The organism is Stutzerimonas kunmingensis, from assembly GCF_002929225.1.
Taxonomy (GTDB): domain Bacteria; phylum Pseudomonadota; class Gammaproteobacteria; order Pseudomonadales; family Pseudomonadaceae; genus Stutzerimonas.
In genome coordinates this window covers 124,622-144,856 of record NZ_PISM01000014.1, presented here as the reverse complement: position 1 = coordinate 144,856, position 20,235 = coordinate 124,622, and the positions used below count along the sequence as shown (strand labels likewise).

Below are 20,235 nucleotides of genomic sequence, written 5' to 3'. Positions count from 1 at the left end.
CGGTGAGGGTGCGAGCCTGCCTGGCAGAAGCGGCCGCATGAAATGCCGAATCATCCATGCCGGCAATGGACGTCAGCCACGTTGCGCCGGCGCAGCGGGACGCCAGGGCAGCGCCCGGCGCAGCTGGCTCAAGGCGCGTGACAGGTCGTCAGTCGCATCAGTTTGCTGGGCGTAGCGCTGCGCCTCGTAGAGGCTGACGAACGCAAGAATGGCCGGCGCCTGTTCGGGTAGCATCGCTGCGGCGCGCTGGGCGAAACTACGGGCGCCCTCGCCTTTGTGGCGGCGCGCGCCATGACGTGCCAGAAGTCGTTCGAAGCGCCGGAACAGGCGCTGCTGAGCGTCCGTTTCGCGCCGCCAGGGCTTGAACAGCAGCAGCGCGAGCACGCCGGTCAGCACACCCAGCAGCGCCACCAGGCCAAGACCGAGCGTCTGCCCGTCCAGCTTGCCGAACCAGCGCTGCAGCATCTGCGACTGCTGCTCGTCCTGATAGTTGAGTACCCAGCGCTGCCAACCGTAATTGAGGCTGTCCCAGCGCAGGCGCAGCGCGTTCATCCAGCCGATGTCACGGTAGCGCAGCAGTGACATCGGTTCGTCGGCGAGAAAGCTCTGCTCGCGGGCCAGCGCCTGCTCCAGGCCCTGCTCCACCCGCTCGGGCGCGACCTGGAAGGTCGGGTCGACACTGACCCAACCGCGCTCAGCGACCCAGTATTCGACCCAGGCGTGGGCGTCGAACTGATGAACGGAGAGATAATTGCCCGCCGGGTTGACCTCACCGCCCTGATAGCCCGCCACCACCCGGGCCGGAATGCCCGCTGCGCGCAGCACGAAAGTCATGGCGCCGGCGTAGTGTGCGCAGAAACCGCTGCGCGTCTCGAACAGGAAGTCATCGACGATATCGCTCCCCACCGGCGGCGGCTCCAGGGTGTAGTGATAGGGCTGGCTGTTGAAGTGCTTCAACAGCGCATCCACCATCGCCTGCGGCTCCTGCGCAGAGCGCCGTAGCTCGGTCGCCCAGGCGCGAGCGCGTGGATTGCCCTGCTCCGGCAGCTGCAATGCACGGCCGAGGCTCGCCGGTGCGCTGGTCGCTTCGCGACGCGCGTCCAGCCATGAGGTCGCCTGATACATCAGCGGCTTGTTCACCGGCTGGCGGCGCTGGAGATGAAAATCTGCCATCAGCTGCGCCTCGGCGGACGCAACCTGCGGCACATCCAGCGCGAACAGCCAGGGCTGGCCGCTGGGCTGCATGACGATGCTGTAGCTGAGCGGCTCACCAGCCGCCTGCCACTCCGGCGCCTGGGGAAGCTGCGAAGCGTAGGACTGCGACCAGCGACGACCGTCGAAGCGTTCGAAGGTCACCGCGCGCCAGTAGAGCTGGTCGCGGGGCGGAATGTCGCCGTCGAAGGTGACGCGAAAGGCCAGCTCCGCCGAACGGCCAAGACGGGCGATATCGCCGGGTGCCATGTGATCGGCCAGGCCGGTTGTGCCGCGGTCGCCGGCCTGCGGCAACGACCACAGTGGCGGCAGGCGGGGGAAGAACAGAAACAGCACCAGCATCAGCGGAATCGCCTGCAACAGCAGCGAACCGGCCAGGCGTACCGTCGGCCATGGTCGGGTGACCAGGCTACTCTGCTGCAGCCCGATCATCGCGGCCAGCAATGCGGTGACGGGCAGCAGGCTATACAGTCCGGCGACCAGGCTGTCCTCGAACAGGTAGCTGGTCACCACCGCGAAGAAGCCGAGGAAGATCAGCACCAGCGCATCGCGACGGGTGCTCATCTCCACGAGTTTGAGAATGAACGCAGCGATCAGCAGCACCACGCCGGCTTCCAGGCCGACCAGGCTACCGCGCGAGAAATACACGCCGAAGCCGGCGCCAATCATCAGCAGCGCCTTGAGCCAGCTGCGCGGATAACGCGCACGCATGCGAAATATCTGGATCCGCCAGCTGGCGCAGCCCAACCACAGGCCGATGATCCATAGCGGCAGATGAGTGAGGTGAGGCAGGATCACCAGCACCTGCGCCACCAGCAGCCAGATCAGGCTGTTGCGCGGAATTCCCGGCTTCGCGCTCACTTCGCGCCCTCCTCGCTCAAGCCATGCAGCGCCAGTGCACGCAGGCAGGCATCCCGATGAGCCTGCCCGCCATCGGGGCCGACCAGCTCACCCGGAAGGCGCAGCGCAAACGGTTGCTGCTTGTCGCTGAGGTCGACGACCCAGTGGCAGAGTTTCGACAGACGCTGCTCGGTGTCACCGTCGAGGGCATCGAAGTCCAGCAGCGGATCGTTGCCGAGCAGGCTGGCGAAATCCTTCACCAGCAGGCCCTGGCCACGGGAATAGGCCTTCCAGTGCAGGCGTCGGCGCGGATCGCCCGGCTGCCAGGCCCGTAGCCCCTGATAGTCGTCGACACCGGCGCCGCGCGTCAGTGTGCCCTCATCCTCGGTTTCCGGCGCCTTGCCGCCGGGCGGGCGCTCGGCAATCGATGGCTGCGGGTAGACCAGCGCCGCCAGCTCCAGATCGATCCAGCTCCAGGCCACCAGCAGGCCCAGCGGAAAACGGCTCTCGACCCGCACACGCCCCGGTCGCAGCCAGCCGCGGCGTTGCGTCGGCAAGTTCAATTCGACTTCGACGGCGCCGCCCGCCGGCACATCGACCAGGCGCAAGCCGCTGGCCGGCCAGCCGAGCGCCACCGCCTGATAGGCGCGACCGGGACTTTCCAGACGCACCCGCAGCAGCGCCTGCTCACCGACGAATGCAGCAGTGGTTCCGCCCGCCTGCAGGACCAGACCGGCAAGATTGCGCCAGGTATGCAGGATGGTGACGAGATACAACGACCCGAGCAAAAAGGTCAGGCCATAGGCCAGGCTGTTCTGGTAGTTGATCGCGGTCAGCAGCATCAGCAGCAGCGCCACCAGGAACGCCAGCCCGACCGCGGTGGGCATGATGAAGATGCGCCGCTGATTCAGGCGCACGCTGGAAGCGGGCGGGATGCGCCGTAGCAGCCAGCGGTCACGAAAGCGCGGCAACAGCCTCACGATGGTTGCCCGCCATCATGCGCGGATGTCGCTGTCACAGCGCAGGCACTTCGCGCAGCAACCACTGCACCAGCGCGCCGCCGCCGTGACCGGTGGCATCCGCGCGCTCGCGCAGGCGATGACCGACCACGGTTGGCAACACCGCCTGCACGTCTTCCGGGATCACGTAGTCGCGACCGTCGAGAAACGCCCAGGCACGTGCAGCCGCAAGCAGGGCCAGGCTGCCACGCGGCGACAGTCCCCAGGCGAATTGCGGCTGCGTGCGGGTGGCCTCCACCAGTCGCAGCACGTAATCGACCAGCGCATCGCTGACCCGCACGTTGCCCACTGCGTCCTGAATGGCACGTAGTTCGTCGTGTTCCAGCAGCGGTTCGAGGCGGGTCAGCAGATCGCGTCGCGACTCGCCCAACAGCAGCGCCTTTTCCGCTGCCTTGGCCGGATAGCCCAGGGAAACGCGCATGAGAAAGCGGTCCAGCTGCGATTCCGGCAACGCAAAGGTGCCGCCTGAACTGACCGGGTTCTGTGTGGCGATGACGAAGAATGGGTCAGGTAACGGGCGCGTCGCCCCCTCGATGGTGACCTGCCCCTCCTCCATGGCTTCAAGCAGCGCGCTCTGGCTCTTCGGCGTGGCGCGGTTGATCTCGTCGGCCAGCACCAGCTCGGCGAAGATCGGACCCGGGTGGAAGACGAATTGCCCGCTGTCCTTGTCGAACACCGAGGTGCCGAGAATGTCACCGGGCAGCAGATCGGAGGTGAACTGGATGCGCTGGAACTCCAGTCCTAGCACCTTGGCCAGGGTATGGCTCAGGGTGGTCTTGCCCATGCCCGGCATGTCTTCGACCAGCAGATGACCTCGGGCCAAGAGACAGGCAAGGGCCAGTCGAACCTGGGCTTCCTTGCCGAGCAATACTTCGTTGACTGCTCGCAGGCAGCCGTCCAATCGGGTGCGCATAGACTCTCCTTCGTTCGTCGCCCTGATGCTACTGGTCAGCTGCGGCCAGGCAAAGCGAAGGAAATGCCCGGTGACGAGTTTGTGATCCTGGCATCGTTGCAGCGCTCACGCCGCTGCGCCTGTTTCCAGACGACGGAGAACAGCTGCAGACATTGCTTGTGGGACGACGGGCCGCGGGAAAGCGACAAGCGAGCCGGAAGGCTCGAAGGCAATCGCCGGCCCGTGCGCTAGCGAACGGACCGGCAACTGAAGGCGCCGGCTCAGCGACCGGCGCGGGATTCGCGAAGGTAGAAGCGCGCCTTCTGCGCCTTCTGCGTGCAGCCGCGGAAGGCTTCGAACTGCTGCTGCGTCTTGGCGCCGGTCAGCAAGGCCATGGCCTTGGAGTAGCTGACCGTGCCGGCGAAGCCTTCGGCTTCTGCCAGGCTCTGCTCCTTCCACGCCGCATTCAGCTCCGCGGCGCAGCTGTCACGATATGCCGTCTTGCCAGCACAACCGGCCAGCAACAGAACCAGCAAAGGCAAAGATAGCCAGGTTTTCATCGCATGATCCCTCGTATGCCATTCAGGAATTAAGGCGCCGCTCGCGCCTGACGGTGCCGCAGATACTCGACCACGGACGGCTGGTCGCCAGCGAACTCGATACGCTCGGCCTTGCTCTCGCGCTGATAGGCGTACATGGGGTCGTAATACTCACCCAGCAGCGCCTCAATCCAGGCGCGATGCAGGTCGACAGAGCCGCTACGCGCCTGCTCCGCCAGCGCTTGATCCATCAGCAATGCCAGGCGCTGGTAACGCTCGCCGCCGAGTCGCTTGCTGATATTGACCAGACTTTGCTGCAGACGCTCGGCGAATGCAGCGAAACCGTTCTCGCCCTGCTCGGCGATGAATTCAGCGCACAGGTCGATCACGTAGTCCTTGAGAATCCGCTCGACGCGCCCTTCCAGGCTGTCCTCCAGCCAGACCAGCGGAAATTCCTGCATGCCGTTGAACAGCGGCAATGGAATCGAGCAACGCCCGACCAGACGCGCCTCATCCTCGACAACGAACGTCTCGATGCCCGCTGCACGCATCTTCAGCAGCCGGATCGCCAGGGCGTTCTCGAAATCGATCTGCGCCGGTTGTGGTGTCGCGCGCTTGCCGAAGCTGGAGCCCCGGTGATTGGCCAGGCCTTCCAGGTCCAGGCTGTTATCCAGCTGCGCCAGCACTTCGGTCTTGCCGGTACCGGTCATCCCGCCCACCAGCACGAAACCGCACTGCTCGACAGCCTGATCAATGGTATCCAGCAAGAAATGGCGCATCGCCTTGTAGCCGCCGACGACCCGCGGGTACTCGATACCCATCTCGTCCTTCAGCCATTGCTGGACGATCTTCGAACGCAAACCACCACGGAAGCAGTACAGGTAGCCGTTCGGATGAGCCCGGGCGAAATCGGCCCAGGCCTGAAGCCGCTCCGCCTTGGTCTTGCCGGACACCAGCTGATGGCCGAGCTCGATGGCGGCTTTCTGACCGTGCTGCTTGTAGCAGGTGCCGACCTTCTGCCGCTCGATGTCGCTCATCAGCGGCAGGTTGACCACGCCGGGAAAAGCGCCCTTGTCGAATTCCACCGGCGCACGGGCATCCATCATCGGGGTGTCGTTGAGGAACAACGCGCGAAAATCTTCGGTATCGCTGCGCATCAACGCACCTCTACCGCATGGCTGCGCGCGCCCACCAGCTGGCCGATCGGCTCCAGGGCGAGGCCGAGCTCGGCGCAAACGGCGAGGAATTCAGCTTCGCCTTCCGGCGCCACGGCGACCAGCAAGCCACCACTGGTTTGCGGGTCACAGAGCAGCTGCTTGTAGCGTTCGTCGAGCGTGGCGATGCGTTCACCGTAGCTGTCGAAATTGCGCTGGGTCCCGCCGGGCACGCACCCTTGCTCCAGGTAGTACTCGATGCCCGGTAGCCGCGGTACGCGGTCGTAGTCGATCTCGGCAGTCAGGCCGCTGCCGTCGGCCATTTCCACCAGATGGCCGAGCAGGCCGAAGCCGGTGACGTCGGTCATGGCACGAACCCCCTCGAGCTTGCCGAAACGGCTACCGGCAGTGTTCAGCGTGCACATCCAGTCGCGGGCCAGCCCGACATCTTCAGGGCGCAGCTTGGCCTTTTTTTCGGCGGTGGTGAGAATGCCGATACCCAGCGGCTTGGTTAGGTACAGCGTGCAACCGGCGGTGGCGGTGTCGTTGCGTTTCATCTGGCGCTTGTTCACCAGCCCGGTGACGGCCAGGCCGAAGATCGGCTCGGGCGCATCGATCGAATGGCCGCCTGCCAAGGGAATGCCTGCGGCATCGCAGACGGCGCGGCCACCGGCGATCACGTCGCGGGCGACTTCCGGCGGCAGCACGTTGACCGGCCAGCCGAGGATGGCGATGGCCATCAGCGGATCGCCACCCATGGCGTAGATGTCGCTGATGGCATTGGTCGCAGCAATGCGACCGAAATCGAACGGATCGTCGACGATGGGCATGAAGAAGTCTGTGGTCGACACCACGCCGCGCTCTTCATCGATGCCGTACACCGCGGCATCATCACGCGAGGCATTACCGACCCACAGACGCGGGTCGAGGTTCTGCGCTCCGCTGCCGGCAAGAATCACGTCCAGCACCTTGGGCGATATCTTGCAGCCGCAGCCGGCGCCATGACTGTACTGGGTGAGGCGGATCGGTTCGCTCATCGGACTCTCTCGTGACACATGCACAAACGGGCGGCGATTGTAGCAAAGGCCGCTGTAAGTTCGCCGGTAGCCGCCGGATTCGGGCCTGCAACGACAGGCTCGAGCGTGGCGAGGTCCGATCAGCCCTTGCAGGCTTGCCGGCCAGGCACGAAGCTATCGCGAGTGCCACAGGGAGAACCGCATGAGTAAGAGAGTTGCACTGGTATTGGGATCAGGTGGCGCACGGGGCTATGCGCATATCGGCGTGATCGAGGAACTGGAGGCACGTGGCTACGAGATCGCCTGCATCGCCGGCTGCTCCATGGGCGCGGTCGTGGGGGGCATCTATGCAGCCGGCAAGCTCGACGAGTATCGCAGCTGGATCGAAAGCCTCGATTATCTAGATCTGCTGCGCCTGGTCGACCCGAGCTTCAGTCTCGGCGCGATCCGCGGCGAAAAGGTGTTCGGCCGCATCCGCGACATGGTCGGCAAGACCCGCATCGAGGATCTGCCGATTCCGTTCACCGCGGTCGCCACCGACCTGACCAATCAGCAAGAAATCTGGTTTCAGGAAGGCAGCCTGGAACTGGCGATGCGCGCCTCCGCGGCCATCCCGAGCCTGTTCACGCCGGTCATGCAGGGCAATCGCATGCTGGTCGACGGCGGCCTGCTCAATCCCCTACCGATCGTCCCGGTGGTGTCGGCGCATTGCGACATGATCATCGCGGTCAACCTCAACGCCAACAATCACAAGCAATATCCGCTGCCGGAGATCGAGCGCCCCGGCCGCTTCGACTCGCTCATGACCTCGATCAGCTCGCACATCCCGTTCTGGCGCAAGGACGAAGCCGAGCTGACCGAACAGATCGAGGATATCCGCGCAGGCGAATTGACTCGCGGTGATCAGCCACCGGCCGCACCGACCAGCCGCAGCGCGCCTCGATCGGCGGAAGGCTCGACGGTAATCGATGTGACTGGCCCGGCGTCGCTGCTGGAGCTGATCAACCAGAGCTTCGATGTCATGCAGTCGTCGCTGGCGCAGTACAAGATCGCCGGCTATCCGCCGAATGTACTGGTCAATATTCCGAAGCGGGCCTGCCGCTTCTACGAGTTCTACAAGGCGCCGGAGCTCATAGCGCTGGGCCGCATCGTCGCCCACGACGCCCTCGTGCGCTATGAAGAGGAGCAGTGATCGGCAGACGCCACCTCACCGCCCGGCAGGTTCCCGCCGCTCGTTCGCGAGCGGCGTCGATTCGTGCGGTGGCATCTGCGGCACCTCCTTGATCAGCCAGTCACCCAGCAAGCTATAGGCTACCGCGAGCAGGGTCGGGCCGAGGAACAGCCCCATGAAACCGAACGCGAGAATGCCGCCGAACACACCGAGCAGCACCACCACCAGCGGCAGATTGCCTCCTCGGCTGATCAGATAGGGTTTGAGCACGTTGTCCACGCCGCTGATGATGAACATCCCCCAGATGCCGAGGAAGATCGCCATACCGTAATCGCCCTGCCAGGCCAGCCAGGCAACGGCTGGGCCCCAGATCAGCGGCGGCACCATGATGAAGCTACAGGCGAAGGTCAGCAGCCCGAGCACCAGCGCTCCCGGCACCCCGGCGATGAGAAAACCGATGTAGGCCAGAATCGCCTGAGCCGCGGCAGTGCCGATCACCCCGTTGACCACTCGCTGCACCGTCCCCGCAACGAGTTCCAGATAATGATCCGCTCGGTCACCGATCAGCCTGTGCAACAGGCTATGGACGAATGCCGACAAGCGTGGCCCATCGCGATAGAAGAAGAACACCAGCACCAGGCTCAGCGCCAGTTCGAGCATCCCGCCGCCGATGCGCGCGCTGCGCACCAGCAGCCAGTTAGCGACCTGGCCGATGTAGGGCCGAATGCTGGCGATCAGCGCCGTGCCCTGCTCGTCCACGGTGCTCCAGAAATTCAGCAGTGCATCGCCTATCAGCGGCACCTCACCCAGCCAGGCCGGCGCCGGCGGTAGTCCCTCGACCTGCAGATCGTGCAGCAGTGCATTGGCATCGCGTATCTGGTCGGCGATGTTGAAGCCCAACCAAACCAGCGGCACCGCCACCAGAACCATCCAGCTGAACGTGAGCAGACCGGCGGCGAGCGTGGCATTGCCATTCAGCCAACGGGTCAGCACGCGCATGACCGGCCAGCTGGCGAATGCCAGAACGGCAGCCCAGAACAACGCGGAAGCAAAGGGCGCCAGTACCCAGAGACAGGCGGCCAGCAGCCCGAGGAGCAGAATCTGCACCAGCAGGCGATCATTGTTGAGCATGCGAAGTTACTCTACTGAAAAGAGCCGGCGCGTTCTGTCAGCAACGCGCCAGCGAAGACGGCTATTGCAGCCGTTACGCAGGATCAGCGCAATAGTCTGATGAGCAAACCGGGTTGCTCCGACTCATCCACTTCCAGGCGGCCGCCGCGAATTCGTTCGGCGACCAGCGCCTCACGCCAGGCCGCTGCGCTGCGCCCGGCCAGGCTCACCCGCGTTGTGCTGTCCAGACGCATGACATTGGCCAGCAGCACGCCCCACTCGGCAGGCGGCTCATCGGCCAGATCGGGCAAACGCAGCTCCCCGGTGCTGCGCAGCTGTCGCTGCAATGTCGCCGCAGTCGGCAGCACACCAGCCAGAGGCCGGTCGGAGTGGAGTTGCTCGATGTGCAGATAAGGCCTGCCGTTGCCACGGGTAATCCCGTACAGCGCGATCAGCTCGCCTTCACCGCCTGGCATGCGTGCCAGCAGATAGGCCTGCCGCGCTTCAGGACCGTAGAGCATGGACTTGTTGAAGATAGCGTTGGCCCAGAGGCTGCTGGAACCGCACTCGCGCCCTTCGCACCAGAAAAGCAATTCGGCGCCCTGTTGCAAAAGCGTGCCGCGAGCCTCGGAAAAGGCTTCAATACCCGTGTGCGTGGCTGGCAATTGATAGGTGATCGCGGTCAGCTCGCCAGAGACGACCACCTGGGAGGCCATCCGCAGGTTGCCACTGATGCGACGTATCGAGTCCTGCGGATACACCCGCTCCTGAACCTGGGTTTGCCGGTAATCGACGATCTGCGCCTGGGCAAAACGAGGCAGGCGCTCCAGATCGGCGCTCCCGGTAACGTCAGCCGCCAGCACAGCGGCGGAGAAAAACGCCGCCGCTGCTATCCATGCACTTCGCATAACTCTCCTCAACGGGACACCTTCGACTGCTTGCCGAAGCTCAACCGGCGTATCGCGTCGCATGGACCCGATAGGCTCAGAACGTCAGCAGGCCGGTGCTCGCAGGGAAACGTGGCACTGTAACGATCAATCATTGCGCTGGCTCTGCTGGAACATTGCTTCCCAGCCTCGCCAGTTGGCAAAAGCAAGTCAAGCAAGGGTTTGCGAGAGAGTATTGCGAGCCCGCCGGATACGTCAGTCGTGCAAGAAGCTGTTGAATACCCTGGCGACCGCCTCAGCGCCGATGTCATCGTCCAGATGCAAATGATGCCCACCCGCCAGGCGGCGGATATCGAACGGGAAGCTTTCGACAAGCTCAAGCAGCTCAGGCTGCATCATCAACCCTTGCTCGGCCAGCACCAGGCTGGTCGGGCAAGCGACCCGACTGACGAAGGCCAACGCATGGGCGCGGGTCAGCCGCATTGCCGAGGGAAGCATCAGGCGTGGATCGGTGCGCCAGGTGTAGCCGCCGGGCACAGGCATCAACCCGCGCTGTGCGAGCATCTCGGCCGCCTCGCGACTGACCGCGCCGACGCCTTTCATCCGCGCTTCCACAGCCTGGTCGAAACTCGCGTAGACCGGCTTGCGCTTGTCGTTCACCGCGAGCAGCGCCTCGAGGGCGGAACCAAGCTTCTGCGGCGCGCTGTCCGCCTCGCCAGTGTAGGGAATCACGCCGTCGATCAATGCGAGCCGCTCGACGCGCTCGGGTAGCGCACCGGCGAGCAGCACGGAAACGATCGCGCCCATGGAGTGCCCGAGCAATGAAAAGCGCTGCCAGCCAAACTGCTCGGCGACCTGCAGCACGTCATGGGCATAGTCCCAGATGTTGTATCCCGCCCCGATCGGACGATGATCGGAATGGCCGTGACCAGGAAGGTCCAGCGCCACGATGCGCAGCCCTTGCAGCCCGGGCGCCAGCCGGCTGAAGGTCGCCGCGTTATCCAGCCAGCCATGCAACGCAATCACCGGCTTGCCATCGTCGGGCCCGTAAAGATGCGCCGCCACCTCGAGATGCGGCAGGCTCAGCCGGACTTCTTCGAACAGCACGCTCATGCAGCCCCCTTGGAAAGCTCGGTATAGCTGCCCCAGCGGCCAAGCAGTTCACGCAGCTTTTCCGCAGTCTGCTGCGGCTGTTCGAACGGAAACATGTGGCCTCCTGGCAAGGTATGCGCTTCGCCACGCGACATCAGCCGCAGCAGATAACCATGATGCGGCAGCACGACACGACTATCGCGCCCGCGAATCATCGCCAGCGGAATCTTCAAGGCCGGCGGCCAACCGGGAGTGAGATGCGGCACGCTGCGATAGATGCTGATTTCGGTCTGCGGATCGAAACGCAGGCGCACCCCCTGCCCCACAGGCTCCAGACCATGCTCGATATAGGCTTCGAGGCATTCCGGATCAAAGCTGCTGAACAGGGCTTTGCCGGCGAAATAGGCGCGTGCCTCTTCGACACTGGCGAACTGTTCGCGCCGTCCCAGCGTACGACCAGCCGGCGTCAGCCGGTCGATGAAACCGAGGCGCTTGGCCGCCCAGATCAGCGTCTGGTCGAACCAGGTCGGTATCGGCGAATCCAGCATGACGACCCCGTGGTACAGGTCCGGGCGCAGCAGCGCGGCGCGGTAATGCAGCATGCCACCGAACGAATGCCCTACCCCCCACACCGGCTCGTGCAATCGATCGAGCTGCTCGAACAACTCGTCGAGCAGGTTGTTCCAGTTATCGTCGACCGGAAAGCGCGGGTCGTGCCCATGGCGGTCCATGTGCGTGACCCGGTATTCCGGCGCCAGGGCGTCGAACAGCTTGCGATAAGTGGCCGAGGGAAAGCCATTGGCGTGGGCGAAGAAGATGCGTTGCGACATGGAAGGCATTGCCGGACAGACTGAAGCCTCATTGTCTGGCAGGTCTCGGCAGGCGGCAATCGCCATAGCCCTGCCGAATGGAGGGCATTCAGGCCAATCAGCAGGCCGCAATGCTCCAGGTTTGTTGTCAGCCCGCCGGAGCGCCTTTTTCCAGCGGCACGATCGCGACGGTCAAACGTGAAATGCAGCTTGGCTTGCCGTCCTCGCCGCTGAGACGGATATCCCAGACATGGGTCGAGCGTCCCAGGTGCACCGGCCGGCATACGCCTGTCACGCGCCCGCTGCGCAAACCGCGCAGATGGTTGGCGTTCACTTCGAGGCCAACGCAATAGAACTTGCTGCTGTCGATGCAGTGATAGCTGGCCATCGAACCGAGGGTTTCAGCCAGCACTACAGAGGCACCGCCATGAAGCAGGCCGTAAGGCTGATGGGTGCGTGCATCGACCGGCATGCTGGCGGTGATGGACGAGTCATCGAAGGTCTCGAAGCGGATGTCCAGCAATTCGGTGATGGTGTTCTTGCGGGTGCTGTGAAGCTCTTCCAGGTTGGGCTGACGGTGCCAGATACTCAAGGCGCATACTCCTGACGTCTATTGTTGTTCTTGATTGATGTGCCGCCGTGAGCAAAACAGCCTGGCGGACCGGTCAACCCTAACCAACGTGACGCAAGGACACCAGCCGCATCAGCCCTCCGGCAATTGCCTCACCCTCCAGCTCCGCCAGGGACGCTGTCGCCATCGGCACAGGCTCCGCATAGTTGCCGTTCACCAGCCAGCCGGCAAGATTGCCGACGAAGGGCTGGTGGGTAACCAGTAGCAGATCGCTTTCGCCGCGCAGATCGAGCTGCCGCAATGCCTCGGCAAGATCGGATTCCGGTGTCGCCCAGTCAACCGTCTCACACTGGCCGACGAAGCCGAGAGCCTTGCGCACCTCATCCGCAGTCTGCTGCGCGCGCTGGAACGGACTGACCAGAATCGTTTGCAGCGGCTTGCCGCGAAGAAAAGTGGCGCTGCGCCGCACGTCGCGGCGCCCTCCCTCGGTCAGGTTGCGCTCCGCATCGGTGCGCGCACGGGGTTCGGCTTCGCCGTGTCGTAGCAGCCACAGCTTCATGCCGTCGGACCCTGCTGGGAGTCCTTCGGCTCGTGCGGCGCAACGGGCGGAGCCGGGGTGGTCAGCTCGACATCCGCCGGACGCGGGGTCGGCCAGTCCGAAAGCGGCCAGGGCTTGCGTTCGGTATTGAAGGTGGCGAAACGGCCAATCTGCGCGATGTACTGGCTGAGGCTGTCGCCAAAGCCCTGCAGGCTGGAGTCCGGGTACCCCTTGACTAGGCGCATTACCAGCTGCAACACCACGACGACTAGCAGGGCCAGTTCGGCCAATTGCCAGACGAAGAAGAAGATCAGCATCCAGACGGCTCGCAGGATCAGCGATTCCCGATCCGTTGCCTGGTTCGATTGACTCATGGAATGTCCCCTACGCTCGGCTCAGAAACCGTCGGTTGAAATGAAGTCCACATCGGTCTTTGGCTCGCCACGCATCAGCACACCGATGATCTGATCGAGCGTACGCCCCTCGAACAGGATGGCATGTAGACCCGCGACCAGCGGCATGTACACCTGCAGCTCCTCGGCCTTGCACTTGAGCACCTTGATAGTGTTGACGCCTTCCGCGACCTCGCCCAGCCGGGAAACCGCCTCATCAAGGCTGAGCCCTTCACCGAGCGCAAAGCCCACTTGGAAATTGCGGCTTTTCTGCGATGTGCAGGTGACGATCAGGTCGCCGACTCCGGCCAGGCCGAGAAAGGTCATGGGATTGGCGCCCAGCTTCACGGCGAAACGAGTCATTTCCGCAAGAGCGCGGGTGATAAGCATGCTACGGGTGTTCTCACCCATGCCCAGAGCTGCGGCCATACCCGCCATGATCGCGTAAACATTCTTCAGCGCCCCACCCAACTCGACGCCGAAGCGATCCGAGCTTGCGTAGACGCGGAAGGTGCGGCCGTGCAGCACCTGCTGGACGCTGCGGCAGAGCGCCTCGTCCTGACTTGCCACGACCGTTGCGGTCAGCGCGTGCTCGGCCACCTCACGCGCCAGGTTCGGTCCGGACAACACGCCGATGCGCGCCTGCGGCGCGATCTGCTCGAGAATCTGGCTCATCAGCATGAAGCCGTCAGCCTCGATGCCCTTGGTGGTACTGACCAGCATCTTGCCGCCGAGCTGCGCCGCGAACGGCTGCAGTGCCTGGCGCAGCGCGCTGGACGGCAGCGCAACGAAGATCAGCTCGCAGGCATCGAGGGTCGACGAGAGATTGGTGGTCGGCTCGACCTGCGCAAGGATCTCGACGCCTTTCAGATAGCGCGGGTTCTGTCGCAGCGTCCGGATACTTTCGGCCTGCTCCGCATCGCGCATCCAGAGCAGGACGTGGTGACCATTCTCGGCCAGCAGATTGGCAATCGCGGTACCGAAACTGCCGCCGCCGAGTACCGCGATGGGTTGCTGTCGTGTCATGTGGAATCCGTTGTTGGCCATCCGAAATGGCAGTGCCGGGCATTATACGTTTCATCTTCACAGCGGCCAGCGCAACTACGGGGCCCAGTGAAATCATTTGGTTACAGTCGTCACGAAGGCTAGTCCAGAGCCTCCCGGGGGCCTTTGGATCGGTATTCGTTCACGCCATGCAACCGTCACTGCAACGATTGTCTATAGAGGACACGCTGTCGCAAGGTCCTCGTTCGCCGTTAAGGAGTGTTAAAGTAGCCGCCCAATTCTGTCTTTGCGCGTTCAGCCGCAGGTACGGGTTGAATGGCGTCGCTGTTGGCGGGCTGTGACTTTAGCCACAACGCGGCAGTCTATGACTAGTCTTGATGATCAGGCCTCGAATTCTGGCCCGGTATGTAAGCAGCAAAGCCCTTCGCAAGGGGCCCATTGAGGAATACGCATGACCAAACAACACGCCTTTACTCGGGAAGACCTGCTTCGTTGCAGCCGCGGCGAACTCTTCGGTCCCGGTAATGCGCAACTGCCCGCGCCGAACATGCTGATGGTCGATCGTATCGTTCACATCAGTGAAGTGGGCGGCAAGTATGGCAAGGGCGAACTGGTCGCCGAACTGGACATCAACCCTGATCTCTGGTTTTTCGCTTGCCATTTCGAAGGCGATCCGGTCATGCCCGGCTGCCTGGGCCTGGATGCTATGTGGCAACTGGTCGGCTTCTACCTCGGCTGGCAGGGCAACCCCGGCCGTGGCCGTGCCCTCGGCTCCGGCGAAGTGAAGTTCTTCGGTCAGGTTCTGCCGACCGCCAAGAAAGTCACCTACAACATTCACATCAAGCGCACCATCAACCGCTCGCTGATTCTCGGCATTGCCGATGGCACCGTCAGCGTTGATGGCCGCGAGATCTATAGTGCCGAAGGCTTGCGCGTCGGCCTGTTCACCTCTACCGACAGCTTTTGAAGGACATCCGCATGCGTCGCGTCGTGATCACTGGCCTGGGTATCGTTTCTTGCCTGGGTAATGACAAAGAGACCGTCTCCGGCAACCTGCGCGCCGGCCGCCCCGGCATTCGCTTCAACCAGTCCTACGCGGACATGGGGTTGCGCAGCCAGGTTTCCGGTTCCGTCAACCTGAACCTCGAAGAACTGATCGACCGCAAGGTCCTGCGCTTCATGGGTGACGCTGCCGCCTACGCCTATCTGGCAATGGAGCAGGCCGTGAAAGACGCCGGCTTCACCCTCGATGACATCTCCAACCCGCGCATCGGCCTGGTGGCCGGCTCTGGTGGTGCTTCGACCATCAACCAGATGGAAGCCATCGACATCCTGCGTGACAAGGGCGTCAAGCGCATTGGCCCATATCGCGTGCCGCGCACCATGAGCAGCACGGTATCCGCCTGCCTGGCCACGCCGTTCCGCATCAAGGGCATCAACTACTCCATCGCTTCGGCCTGCGCCACCAGCGCGCATTGCATCGGCCATGCCATGGAACAGATCCAGATGGGCAAGCAGGATGTGGTCTTCGCCGGTGGCGGCGAGGAAGAGCATTACAGCCAGAGCTGCCTGTTCGACGCCATGGGTGCGCTGTCCAGCCAGTACAACGATACGCCGGAGAAAGCCTCCCGCGCCTACGATGCCAAGCGTGACGGTTTCGTAATTGCAGGCGGCGGCGGCATGGTGGTGGTCGAAGAGCTGGAGCACGCCCTCAAGCGCGGCGCCAAGATCTACGCGGAAATCGTCGGCTACGGCGCCACTTCCGACGGCTACGACATGGTCGCCCCGAGTGGCGAAGGCGCCCTGCGCTGCATGCAGCAGGCGATGTCCACCGTCGATACCACCATCGACTACCTCAACACCCACGGCACCTCCACGCCGGTAGGCGACGTGGCCGAGATCAAGGCCGTGCGAAACATGTTCGGCGACAAGATCCCGACCATCAGCTCGACCAAGAGCCTGTCCGGTCACTCTCTGGGCGCCGCTGGCGTTCACGAAGCGATCTACTCGATGTTGATGATGGAAGGCAGCTTCATTGCCGGCTCGGCCAACATCGACGAGCTGGATCCGGAAGTTGCCGACATGCCGATTCTTCGCGAAACCCGCGAGAACGTGCAGCTCGACACCGTGATGAGCAACAGCTTCGGCTTCGGTGGCACCAACGCTACGCTGGTGCTGCGCCGCTACAAAGGCTGAATCTGACTAGCGACAAACAAGAACGGCGCCCTAGGCGCCGTTTTTTGTTTCCACCTAACGCCGTCACACCCGGCGCTCGGCGCCCCCATCGATATCGCCATGGGCGATACATGAAGCGGCGGTGAACAGCACATCGGTAGAGGAGTTGAGCGCGGTTTCCGCCGAGTCCTGGACGACCCCGATGATGAAGCCGACGGCCACCACCTGCATCGCCAGGTCATTGGAGATGCCAAACAGGCTGCACGCCAGCGGAATGAGCAGCAGCGAACCACCGGCGACACCCGACGCACCGCAGGCACATACCGCAGCCAGAAGGCTGAGCAGCACCGCCGTGGCGATATCCACCTCGATACCCAGAGTGTTGACCGCCGCCAGGGTGAGCACCGTGATGGTGATCGCCGCGCCGCCCATGTTGATCGTCGCCCCGAGCGGAATGGATACCGAATAGGTGTCCTTGTGCAGCCCGAGCCGCTGGCAGAGCTGCATGTTCACCGGAATGTTCGCGGCGGAACTGCGCGTGAAGAACGCCGTGATACCGCTTTCTCGCAGGCAGGCGAATACCAGCGGATACGGGTTGCGACGGATCTGCCAGAACACGATCAGCGGATTCATCACCAACGCCATGAACAGCATCGCGCCGACCAGCACCAGCAACAACCGCATGTAGCCCAGCAGCACGTCGAAGCCCGATTCGGCCAACGTGCCGGCTACCAGCCCGAATACCCCCAGCGGGGCGAAGCGGATGACCACCTTGACGATCAAGGTGACGCCATCGGAAAGGTCACTGATCAGATGCCGGGTGCTTTCTTGTGCATGACGGAAGGCGAAGCCAAGTCCGATGGCCCAGGCCAGGATGCCGATGAAGTTGCCGTCGAGCAGCGCCTGCACCGGGTTAGCCGTGATATTGAACAGCAGCGTCTGCAATACGGCCCCAACGCCCGACGGCGGCGTTACATCCGCAGCACCGCTGACCAGCGTGAGCGTGGTTGGAAATATGAAGCTCGCCAGCACGGCAACGGCCGCCGCACTCAGCGTGCCGAGCGCGTACAACAAGATGATGGGGCGGATATGGGTAGGCTGGCCGCGCTTGTGGTTGGCCAGTGAAGAGGTCACCAACACGAACACCAGAATCGGTGCTACCGCTTTGAGCGCCTGCACGAACAGATCACCGAGAAGAGCTACGGATTTTGCTGCGCCAGGCAGCAGTAGCGCAAGCAAGGCGCCAGCCACCAGGCCCGCGACGATCTGGGCAACGAGGCTGGTACGACTGATGAAGCGAATGAATCGAGGCATATCGGACATGGGCGCATCTCGCAGCTCGGCAGGTACGGCCCGAAACAGCCCGTGCCTGCCATGGAAAAACGCCGGATGGTACGCCGCTCTCCCGCCCATGCCCAGCGTTGTGCTGTCACGGGGGCACAGGAGGCTGCTGAAGCGCCTACAGACGGCGGGAAGGCGCCATTGCGGCTAGCGCATGTCACACCTGAAAGCGCGCCACCAGACCGTTCAGGTCGATGGCCAAGCGCGCCAGTTCCTGACTGGCCGCGCTCGTCTGATTGGCACCTGCCGAGGACTGCAGCGACAAGTCACGGATATTAACCAGATTCCGATCCACTTCCCGCGCGACCTGAGCCTGTTCTTCTGAGGCGCTGGCAATCACCAGGTTGCGCTCGCTGATCTGGCTGATCGCCGAGGTGATGCCATCAAGAGCTTCGCCGGCCGCCCGAGCCATTTCCAACGTGGTACGGGCACGCTCGTTGCTCGATTGCATCGCGTGCACGGCCTTGTCCGTGCCCTGATGCACGCTGCCAATCATCTGCTCGATCTCACCGGTGGACTGCTGAGTACGATGCGCCAAGGCACGTACCTCGTCGGCCACCACCGCAAAGCCGCGGCCGGCGTCGCCAGCCCGAGCCGCCTCGATCGCGGCGTTCAGCGCGAGCAGATTGGTCTGTTCGGCAATCGAGCGGATCACTTCCAGCACCTTGCTGATGTCCCGCACCTGACCAGCCAGATGCTCCACTTCTCCGGCGGTGTTGGTCACGTCGCTCGCCAGCAGATTGATCGACTCGACTGTCTGCAGCACCTGCTTGCGCCCGCGCTGTGCGGTGTCGTTGGAGTCCTGGGAGGCCTCGGAGGTAGCCACCGCGTTGCGCGCCACTTCGTCTACGGCTGCGGTCATCTCATTCACGGCGGCAGCCGCTTGTTCGATCTCGTGGTTCTGCTGGTGCAGGCCGCGGGTGGAGTCTTCGGTGACCGCGTTGAGCTCCTCGGCTGCCGAGGCAAGCTGATTGGACGAGTCGGCGATGCCCTGAATGGTCGAGCGCAGATTGGCCTGCATGGCTTTCAGTGATGTCAGCAGGCGGGCCGGCTCGTCCTTGCCCTCGACCACAAAATCGCCGGTCAGATCACCACCAGCGATACGCTCGGCTACCGAAACAGCAGTTCCCAGCGGGCCCACGACGCTGCGGGTGAACACCCAGGCCAGCGTAACGGTGATAGCGGCAGCGAACACCAGCGTCGCTACCACCCAGCTGAACGCCGTGTCGTATTGTGCGGACGCGCGATCCGCCGCCCCGCCGGCTTCCTCGCTGTTGATGGTCAGGAGCTGGTTCAGTGACGCAGTCACGTTATCCGCGTGCCCGTTGATTTCGCCGTTGATTATCGTCACGGCCTGGGCGCGCTCACCGCGGACCACATGCTCGACGACACGTTGCTGAAGCAGCAAGTACTGTTCGAAGCTCTGCTTGAAGCGTTCATACGCAGCACGTTCTTCGGCCGTAGTTACTCGCTTGGCGTAATCGGCATCACGTTGAGCCACTTCGCTGCGCATCTGAGTCAAGCGCTGGGCGGTGTCCTGCACCATCTGTGCCTCATCAGCCAGAGCCAGGCGCAGGGTATTGGCTCGAATGCGCATTACTGTGACGTTGAGTTCACTAAGCGCCATGATGCTGGGTAGCCAGTTCTCATCGACCTCCTTGCTCTCGTTGCGCATGTTGGCCATCTGGTTCAGTGCGAACAGGCCGAGGAAGAGGACGAGCAGGCCAATCAGGCCGAAGCCCAGTATTGAGCGTTTACCAATAGTGAGCGAGCGAATCGACATGGGACTACCTTCTCCATGAAAAACGGAACAGCCACAAACCGTGACCTGCTCCGTTATCGGAAGGCCTGGCCCCTCACTTGAACTTTGACGCCAATTTTTTGCGCCGCTCGACCCTCTCCCGACTAACGGTTCGAATGGCCATCTCGACCTAACAAGATGGCCATCACCGGACGTCGAACATCTGCTCGGCCAACTTGCGGTCCCCCTGGAACACCATCAGATGCCATCGACCGACCACAATCTCATGGGGCTCGGTGAATTCGAATGCCATCACGTCCGTTTCAGCGCCCGACACCAGCGCTTGCACGACCTCGAACTTGTCATGCCGCTTGCCATCGGGTGTCACCACACCTGGCGTCAGGTATAGCAAAGTCAGCGGCGTATCGGCTTCGCGCTTACCAGCGAGGCGATAGCGCAGGCCGAACTTGCTTCCGAGCCGCGCCGGCACCTCAGTCGTCTGGCGAATGGGCTGGTCACGACGAGTCAGCACGCGCTCGCCTGGCTCGAAATCCTCTTTGACGGTTTCGAACACGCCATACTCCACGGCACCCACGACCTCGACCTGAGCCAGCGCTGCGGGCGAACTCACACCCAGTACCATGGCGACGAGCGCCCAACGAGTGAACGACATGGAACCTGCTCCTTCCTGTTTGCGAAGCAGGCAGGTTATGACGCCCCGATTACATTCT

Annotated in this window: 20 protein-coding genes; 3 read left to right on the top strand and 17 right to left on the bottom strand. The window is 63.2% G+C overall.

The features are described from left to right. Positions 1 to 72 precede the first annotated feature (72 nt). The 6 genes from CW305_RS07275 to selD form a co-directional block, all read right to left on the bottom strand. Positions 73 to 2,073 carry a transglutaminase TgpA family protein gene (locus tag CW305_RS07275; RefSeq protein ID WP_104097492.1) on the bottom strand — a complete coding sequence of 667 codons (2,001 nt, stop codon included), beginning with the start codon at positions 2,071 to 2,073 and terminating at the stop codon, positions 73 to 75. Further along, a complete protein-coding gene (locus CW305_RS07270) occupies positions 2,070 to 3,032 on the bottom strand; it encodes a DUF58 domain-containing protein (RefSeq protein WP_104097491.1) in 963 nt (320 codons plus the stop codon). Before CW305_RS07270 ends, CW305_RS07275 begins: the two co-directional genes overlap by 4 nt. Before the next feature lie 34 nt (positions 3,033 to 3,066). Beyond that, the gene (locus CW305_RS07265) at positions 3,067 to 3,984 is read right to left on the bottom strand and encodes an AAA family ATPase (protein ID WP_023447209.1); all 918 of its coding nucleotides are present in this window, start codon (positions 3,982 to 3,984) and stop codon (positions 3,067 to 3,069) included. A 260-nt stretch (positions 3,985 to 4,244) separates the two neighbouring features. Then, positions 4,245 to 4,523, bottom strand: a complete 279-nt coding sequence (locus CW305_RS07260) for a hypothetical protein (protein ID WP_014820449.1) — start codon at positions 4,521 to 4,523, stop codon at positions 4,245 to 4,247. A 29-nt stretch (positions 4,524 to 4,552) separates the two neighbouring features. Beyond that, positions 4,553 to 5,659: a tRNA 2-selenouridine(34) synthase MnmH gene (gene mnmH / locus CW305_RS07255; protein ID WP_104097490.1), complete on the bottom strand. Its 1,107-nt coding sequence runs from the start codon at positions 5,657 to 5,659 to the stop codon at positions 4,553 to 4,555. Next, positions 5,659 to 6,693 (bottom strand): selenide, water dikinase SelD, encoded by a 1,035-nt coding sequence (gene selD, locus CW305_RS07250; protein ID WP_104097489.1) that lies wholly within the window; start codon positions 6,691 to 6,693, stop codon positions 5,659 to 5,661. Before selD ends, mnmH begins: the two co-directional genes overlap by 1 nt. 181 nt (positions 6,694 to 6,874) lie before the next feature. Here selD and CW305_RS07245 point away from each other — a divergent pair, with 181 nt between their 5' ends. After that, positions 6,875 to 7,864, top strand: a complete 990-nt coding sequence (locus CW305_RS07245) for a patatin-like phospholipase family protein (RefSeq protein ID WP_031298529.1) — start codon at positions 6,875 to 6,877, stop codon at positions 7,862 to 7,864. 15 nt (positions 7,865 to 7,879) lie between these two features. Here the strand turns inward: CW305_RS07245 and CW305_RS07240 are convergent, their stop codons facing one another. The 8 genes from CW305_RS07240 to CW305_RS07205 form a co-directional block, all read right to left on the bottom strand. After that, positions 7,880 to 8,974, bottom strand: coding sequence for an AI-2E family transporter (locus tag CW305_RS07240; protein WP_014820453.1), 1,095 nt, complete (start codon positions 8,972 to 8,974; stop codon positions 7,880 to 7,882). Positions 8,975 to 9,057: 83 nt separating this feature from the next. Further along, positions 9,058 to 9,861, bottom strand: coding sequence for a DUF4892 domain-containing protein (locus tag CW305_RS07235; RefSeq protein ID WP_104097488.1), 804 nt, complete (start codon positions 9,859 to 9,861; stop codon positions 9,058 to 9,060). 234 nt (positions 9,862 to 10,095) lie between these two features. Next, positions 10,096 to 10,953 (bottom strand): alpha/beta hydrolase, encoded by an 858-nt coding sequence (locus tag CW305_RS07230; RefSeq protein ID WP_041014080.1) that lies wholly within the window; start codon positions 10,951 to 10,953, stop codon positions 10,096 to 10,098. Beyond that, positions 10,950 to 11,762 carry an alpha/beta fold hydrolase gene (locus CW305_RS07225; protein ID WP_104097487.1) on the bottom strand — a complete coding sequence of 271 codons (813 nt, stop codon included), beginning with the start codon at positions 11,760 to 11,762 and terminating at the stop codon, positions 10,950 to 10,952. Before CW305_RS07225 ends, CW305_RS07230 begins: the two co-directional genes overlap by 4 nt. Before the next feature lie 127 nt (positions 11,763 to 11,889). Continuing rightward, a complete protein-coding gene (locus tag CW305_RS07220; RefSeq protein WP_023447217.1) occupies positions 11,890 to 12,333 on the bottom strand; it encodes a hotdog fold thioesterase in 444 nt (147 codons plus the stop codon). Between the two features lie 79 nt (positions 12,334 to 12,412). Continuing rightward, positions 12,413 to 12,871, bottom strand: coding sequence for a phosphohistidine phosphatase SixA (sixA, locus tag CW305_RS07215; protein WP_104097486.1), 459 nt, complete (start codon positions 12,869 to 12,871; stop codon positions 12,413 to 12,415). Then, positions 12,868 to 13,224 (bottom strand): DUF4389 domain-containing protein, encoded by a 357-nt coding sequence (locus CW305_RS07210; protein WP_023447219.1) that lies wholly within the window; start codon positions 13,222 to 13,224, stop codon positions 12,868 to 12,870. The genes sixA and CW305_RS07210 overlap by 4 nt, the downstream gene beginning before the upstream one ends. A 21-nt stretch (positions 13,225 to 13,245) precedes the next feature. Then, complete coding sequence (locus tag CW305_RS07205; RefSeq protein WP_090520512.1) at positions 13,246 to 14,268, bottom strand: NAD(P)H-dependent glycerol-3-phosphate dehydrogenase; 1,023 nt, start codon at positions 14,266 to 14,268, stop codon at positions 13,246 to 13,248. Between the two features lie 430 nt (positions 14,269 to 14,698). Here CW305_RS07205 and fabA point away from each other — a divergent pair, with 430 nt between their 5' ends. Together fabA and fabB are read left to right on the top strand one after the other, a co-directional pair. Continuing rightward, entirely contained in the window at positions 14,699 to 15,214 is a 516-nt protein-coding gene (gene fabA / locus CW305_RS07200) for a 3-hydroxyacyl-[acyl-carrier-protein] dehydratase FabA (RefSeq protein WP_003285418.1), read from the top strand. Positions 15,215 to 15,225: 11 nt separating this feature from the next. Further along, the gene (gene fabB, locus CW305_RS07195) at positions 15,226 to 16,443 is read left to right on the top strand and encodes a beta-ketoacyl-ACP synthase I (protein WP_104097485.1); all 1,218 of its coding nucleotides are present in this window, start codon (positions 15,226 to 15,228) and stop codon (positions 16,441 to 16,443) included. A 63-nt stretch (positions 16,444 to 16,506) separates the two neighbouring features. Here the strand turns inward: fabB and sstT are convergent, their stop codons facing one another. From sstT to CW305_RS07180, 3 genes are all read right to left on the bottom strand, one after another. Continuing rightward, complete coding sequence (gene sstT / locus CW305_RS07190; RefSeq protein ID WP_104097484.1) at positions 16,507 to 17,745, bottom strand: serine/threonine transporter SstT; 1,239 nt, start codon at positions 17,743 to 17,745, stop codon at positions 16,507 to 16,509. Positions 17,746 to 17,920: 175 nt separating this feature from the next. After that, the gene (locus tag CW305_RS07185; protein ID WP_104097483.1) at positions 17,921 to 19,546 is read right to left on the bottom strand and encodes a methyl-accepting chemotaxis protein; all 1,626 of its coding nucleotides are present in this window, start codon (positions 19,544 to 19,546) and stop codon (positions 17,921 to 17,923) included. Between the two features lie 163 nt (positions 19,547 to 19,709). Further along, positions 19,710 to 20,177 (bottom strand): DUF3859 domain-containing protein, encoded by a 468-nt coding sequence (locus tag CW305_RS07180; RefSeq protein ID WP_104097482.1) that lies wholly within the window; start codon positions 20,175 to 20,177, stop codon positions 19,710 to 19,712. Positions 20,178 to 20,235: the final 58 nt, after the last annotated feature.

Coding starts and splice junctions, on each gene's coding strand:
- CW305_RS07260 (WP_014820449.1), bottom strand. CDS start 4,523: ATGAAAACCTGGCTATCTTTGCCTTTGCTGGTTCTGTTGCTGGCCGGT.
- fabA (WP_003285418.1), top strand. CDS start 14,699: ATGACCAAACAACACGCCTTTACTCGGGAAGACCTGCTTCGTTGCAGC.
- CW305_RS07235 (WP_104097488.1), bottom strand. CDS start 9,861: ATGCGAAGTGCATGGATAGCAGCGGCGGCGTTTTTCTCCGCCGCTGTG.
- CW305_RS07180 (WP_104097482.1), bottom strand. CDS start 20,177: ATGTCGTTCACTCGTTGGGCGCTCGTCGCCATGGTACTGGGTGTGAGT.
- CW305_RS07230 (WP_041014080.1), bottom strand. CDS start 10,953: ATGAGCGTGCTGTTCGAAGAAGTCCGGCTGAGCCTGCCGCATCTCGAG.
- CW305_RS07225 (WP_104097487.1), bottom strand. CDS start 11,762: ATGTCGCAACGCATCTTCTTCGCCCACGCCAATGGCTTTCCCTCGGCC.
- CW305_RS07210 (WP_023447219.1), bottom strand. CDS start 13,224: ATGAGTCAATCGAACCAGGCAACGGATCGGGAATCGCTGATCCTGCGA.
- CW305_RS07240 (WP_014820453.1), bottom strand. CDS start 8,974: ATGCTCAACAATGATCGCCTGCTGGTGCAGATTCTGCTCCTCGGGCTG.
- mnmH (WP_104097490.1), bottom strand. CDS start 5,659: ATGCGCAGCGATACCGAAGATTTTCGCGCGTTGTTCCTCAACGACACC.
- sixA (WP_104097486.1), bottom strand. CDS start 12,871: ATGAAGCTGTGGCTGCTACGACACGGCGAAGCCGAACCCCGTGCGCGC.
- sstT (WP_104097484.1), bottom strand. CDS start 17,745: ATGTCCGATATGCCTCGATTCATTCGCTTCATCAGTCGTACCAGCCTC.
- fabB (WP_104097485.1), top strand. CDS start 15,226: ATGCGTCGCGTCGTGATCACTGGCCTGGGTATCGTTTCTTGCCTGGGT.
- CW305_RS07185 (WP_104097483.1), bottom strand. CDS start 19,546: ATGTCGATTCGCTCGCTCACTATTGGTAAACGCTCAATACTGGGCTTC.
- CW305_RS07245 (WP_031298529.1), top strand. CDS start 6,875: ATGAGTAAGAGAGTTGCACTGGTATTGGGATCAGGTGGCGCACGGGGC.
- selD (WP_104097489.1), bottom strand. CDS start 6,693: ATGAGCGAACCGATCCGCCTCACCCAGTACAGTCATGGCGCCGGCTGC.
- CW305_RS07265 (WP_023447209.1), bottom strand. CDS start 3,984: ATGCGCACCCGATTGGACGGCTGCCTGCGAGCAGTCAACGAAGTATTG.
- CW305_RS07205 (WP_090520512.1), bottom strand. CDS start 14,268: ATGACACGACAGCAACCCATCGCGGTACTCGGCGGCGGCAGTTTCGGT.